This window comes from Mesorhizobium sp. M7A.F.Ca.MR.148.00.0.0, from assembly GCF_003997735.1.
GTDB lineage: Bacteria > Pseudomonadota > Alphaproteobacteria > Rhizobiales > Rhizobiaceae > Mesorhizobium.
Genome location: NZ_RZTB01000214.1, coordinates 1 through 4,546, shown reverse-complemented (window position 1 = coordinate 4,546; position 4,546 = coordinate 1). Strand labels below are relative to the sequence as shown.

Below are 4,546 nucleotides of genomic sequence, written 5' to 3'. Positions count from 1 at the left end.
GCGTGCTCAGCTTTCAGGCCGAGCACTCATCCATTGTTGACAGCATCTGTCGTCATTCAGGATCGCCCCATTCTCGCAGGCCGCTTGCAGCTTTCAGGCTGTTGTCAGCCAGGGCCGCCATAAAGGGTCTCGTTAAACAATTCAGGAGGCCGTTCCAATGATCAATCAGTTTGCGAGACTTTTTCGAGGACCAGGTATGCAGGCTTGTTTCAGGACAAAGAACTTTCTGGCGGCAACCACCGCGATGACGACGGTATTCCTGCCGGCTGTGTCTCTCGGGGTGGGTCTGGTAGCATTTCCAACTGGAGAAGCGTTGGCCGACGACCCGATTTCGATCCCGCTGGAGTATGTCGGGGAAGGCCATGACCGCCTGGGCATCTGGGCCAAGATCAACAATGGCAACGCGCAGCGATACGTATTCGACACGGGCTCGGACCAGCTCAACACGCAGATCGGGTCAGAGGTGACCGGGGTCCGCCCGATTGCCGACACGCCTTACGTATATACGTACGGGGACGGAACGTATGGTAATAAGCTTCAGAACGTGGAAATTGATAAATTTACATATGTCGATCCAGATCAAAAGATAACAATCGACGGGCCGTCTGTAAGCGATAAGAAATACCGGGCTGCTCGCATTCTCGATTTTGTCTATACCCATGCGTATTGCAAGGACAACAATCTTAAGTGCACGCCGGGATCCGTGACGGATGGACTTAAAGATATGTATGGTCAGGATCTCCAAGAACCTTATCACGCCGATAAGGAGCAGCGGGCGAAAATGACCGCTGGCAAGATGGCAGACGAAGGCGGCGATTTCGCAGGTACATTCGGGGCCGGCGATTTTCTTGGCAAGACAAGTGTCTGGGGCATGATGGGCAGTGTCACCAGGTCTGGCTACGTGGTCTCCGCCAATGTGAATCCGGATTCCGAGAGCGACCAAACGCCTGGCTGTTCCCCCTGCACGATTGTCAACCTCAATCCAAGCCTCCGGGCCCAATATACTAATGCCATGCCATGGGGAGAACCCGAGGAAAAAGATCAGGATTCTTATCAGAATTTTCCTGGCTCTGGCGCCAATGCCTCGACCGAATACGAAGGCAGCTACAATCTGCAGTACACGGTTAAGGATGGAGCCCCACCAATCACCGACCCCAACAAGACCGCGGTATTGCTCGACACCGGCACACCGGGCGGTGGCAGTCTGGAGATCAGTGATGCGATGCTGAAGCAATTTCAGGATGCGGGCGTCAAACTTAAAAATGTTCGGAGAAATGAGCAACGCGAGATCGTAAGCGCATCGGGCAACATCCCGAGCGTTACAATCGCAGGAACGGATGGCGATCCGGTAAGGCTGGACAATATCGACTTCACCTACACCAGCGGCACGACGGAACAACCCAATGACCAGACCAGTTTTGTTGCCGGTCTTGACTTCTTCAAAAACAGATCGGTCATTTTCGATCTGGAGAAGAAGTATACCGCTTATACGTCACATTTCGTCACTGCCAGCAACTTCTCTACCGATTCATCCGCACCCGAAGGGACCGGTCTGAGCAGGATCACGACGAGCATGGGGAATGAGGGCGGGTTCGGCATAGCGGGTGTCGTCTCCGGCTCCGGATCGCTGACGCTTGATACAAAGACGGTGGTCCGGATGACGAATGTCAACACCTACACCGGCGAGACGAATATTGCTCAGGATGCCTATCTCTCGCTTGCGGGGCTCGGCAACATCCAACGGTCAGCGAAAGTCGTTGCAGACGGCACGTTCGATATCTCCGAACATGGAAATGGCAGCGACTATTGGGGAATCTCCGACGCCTACAACGATGCCCGTATTCGTAGCCTGAGTGGCAGCGGAACGGTCGAACTGGGCAAGCGTACCCTGGTGCTAACGGCTTCGAACGACACTTTCGCCGGCAGCATCAACGACCTCGACGTTGATAACAATAATATGGGCGGCAAACTATTCGTTGCCGGTGGCGTGCAAACGCTGAGCGGAAAGAACAATTTTTCCGGCATGACGACGGTCGGTTCCGGCGCGGGATTGCTGCTTGCCGATACAGGTGTGCTTTCCCATGATGCGACCACGTCCGGCTTTCTCGGGAATGACGGGCAGATCGGGGGCACGGCTATCGCAAACAGCGGCGGTGTCGTCGCAGGCGGCGGCACCTACGGTGCGGTCACCATTTCCGAGGGCGGCACGGTCGCTCCTGGCAGTGCGACCGATCCGAGCAGGATCGTCACCACACTGACTGTCACGGGCGATTTCGCGCAGCAGTCCGGATCGATCTATCAGGTCGACCTCGCAAGGTCGTCCGATCTCATCGATGTTGGCGGAGCAGCGGCGATCGACAGCGGCGCGCAGATCGAGCTGCTGCGGCAGGGAACGCTATCGGTCGATGCCCGATATACTCTGCTCTCCGCAGCAGGGGGCGTAAGCGGCACCTATGGCGGGCTGACGGGGGCTCTGGCGACAGACGCGACGCCCTTCGTCGATTTCCAGCTCGTCTACGATGCCAACAATGTCTATCTCGATATCAGCCGCACATCGACGGCATTTGCCGATGTAGCCAGCACCTTCAATCAACGCTCGGTCGCCGCAGCGGCTCAGGCGCTTGGAAGCGGTAATCCGATCCAGGACAACATCCTGTTCCTGACGGCGCCGGAAGCCCGCAACGCTTTCGATATGCTATCAGGCGAGGTTCATGCTTCCATTCATAGCGGCCTCATCGAGGACAGTCATTCTGTACGCGATGCCGCGAGCGAACGGATCCGTGCGGCGTTCGACGGCGTCGGTGCCTCCAGCGTTCCGGTGATGACTTATGGGCTGGGTGGTCTGGAACTGGCCCCGGCAACGAGTGAGAATTTCGCCGTATGGGGCCGTGGCTTCGGCGCCTGGGGTCATCTCGACAGCGACGGCAATGCCGCCGGTCTCGATCACTCGACAGGCGGCTTTCTGGCTGGCGGTGACGCGGCTGTCGGCGAAAGCTGGCGGCTCGGCCTCATCAGCGGCTACAGCCATACCTCCTTGGAGGCGGACGATCGCGCGTCGTCGGGCTCGAGCGAGAATTACCATCTCGGTCTTGTTGCCGGCACGCAAAACGGCAATCTCGGTTTTCGTTCCGGCCTTGCCTATACCTGGCACAGCATCGAGACCGGCAGGTCCGTGGTCTTTCCAGGCTTCGCCGACAGCCTTTCGGCCGATTACGACGCCGGCACGTTCCAGGCCTTTGGCGAGCTCGGCTACCGTATCAATACGGCTTCGGCTTCCTTCGAGCCCTACGCTAATCTCGCTTATGTGAATTTTGACGCCGATGGCTTCACCGAGAAGGGCGGCGCAGCCGCCTTGTCGAGCGGGGATCGCTCGAGCGACACGGCGTTTACCACGCTAGGTCTGCGTGCGTCGACGGTACTGACCCTCGGCCGGATACCGCTCTTGCCTTTGCTGGCGGTTCCTCCTTCGCCATCAAGGGCGTGCCGATCGCAAAGAACGCAGCTCTGCTCGAAGCTGGGCTGGACGTAAACATCACCGAGAACGCGACGTTCGGCATCGCCTATCAGGGACAGATCGCCTCGGATGCCCAGACACACGGGTTCAGCGCCAAGCTCGGCGTCCGTTTCTAAATCACCCGCAAAAGAGATTGGTTATGAAGTCAGTGAGTGCATTTTCTTTTACCGTCGTTCTCGGCTCAGCGACGGTGATGTCTGTGTCCGCCGCGCGAACGGACGATGCCTGCTACAACAAGGCACAAAGCCTATGATGACGCAATGTTCAATCGACGACCTGAAGCCAGTCGATGGCGAGCTTGACAAGCTCTACAAGGAGATGGAGACCCGGCTCAAAGAGTCCCGGCGCATGTCCAGGAACTGGTCGAGACCGCGAGGGGCTACAACGCCACCTCGGAGAACACGCGCGACGCCTACCCCAAGGATTGGCGGCATTTTTCCTCCTGGTGCCGGCGCGCTGGCTTCGATCCCCTGCCTCCGGGCTCGAAGGTGATCAGGCTCAATATCAGCGCCTGTGCCTTGGGCACCGCCGCCGGCGATCCGAAGCGTGGCGCCCCTGCCCTTTCGGTTGCGACCATCGAGCGGCGGCTTTCCGGCCTCGCCTGGAACTTTACCCAGCGCGGCCGGCCGTTGGACCACGCGGAGCGGCATATCTATACGGTTCTTGCCGGCATTCGCCGCGCAAGCACGCAAAAGCCACCGCGGCAGAAAGAGGCGGTCCTGGCGATGATCGCCACGCTCGGCCACGACCTCAGGTGCCTACGCGACCGCGCTATTTTGCTCCTGGGCTGTGGCGGCGGCCTGCGGCGCTCCGAGATCGTCGGTCTCGACGTCATGCGCGACGACAACAGCGATGGCGCCGGCTGGATCGAGATTTTTGACGGCAAGGGCTGCTGGTCACCCTGCGCGGCAAGACCGGCTGGCGCGAGGTCGAGGTCGGCCGCGGCTCCAGCGACCACACCTACCCCGTAGTCGCGCTCGAGAGCTGGATCCGCTTTGGCCGCATCGCACGTGGACCCCTGTTCCGCCGCAT

Annotated in this window: 1 protein-coding gene and 1 pseudogene; both read left to right on the top strand. The window is 59.1% G+C overall.

Features of this window, described 5'->3' with window-relative positions; translation table 11 throughout:
• Positions 1-157 precede the first annotated feature (157 nt).
• Positions 158-3,529: an autotransporter domain-containing protein gene (locus EOB49_RS32965; protein ID WP_127310561.1), complete on the top strand. Its 3,372-nt coding sequence runs from the start codon at positions 158-160 to the stop codon at positions 3,527-3,529.
• 320 nt (positions 3,530-3,849) lie between these two features.
• Positions 3,850-4,546 (top strand): annotated as a pseudogene (locus EOB49_RS32955) (integrase); the annotation flags it as partial.

What these genes read in the sequence shown, in the direction of transcription:
- EOB49_RS32965 (WP_127310561.1), top strand. Translation starts at nt 158, where the DNA reads ATGATCAATCAGTTTGCGAGACTTTTTCGAGGACCAGGTATGCAGGCT.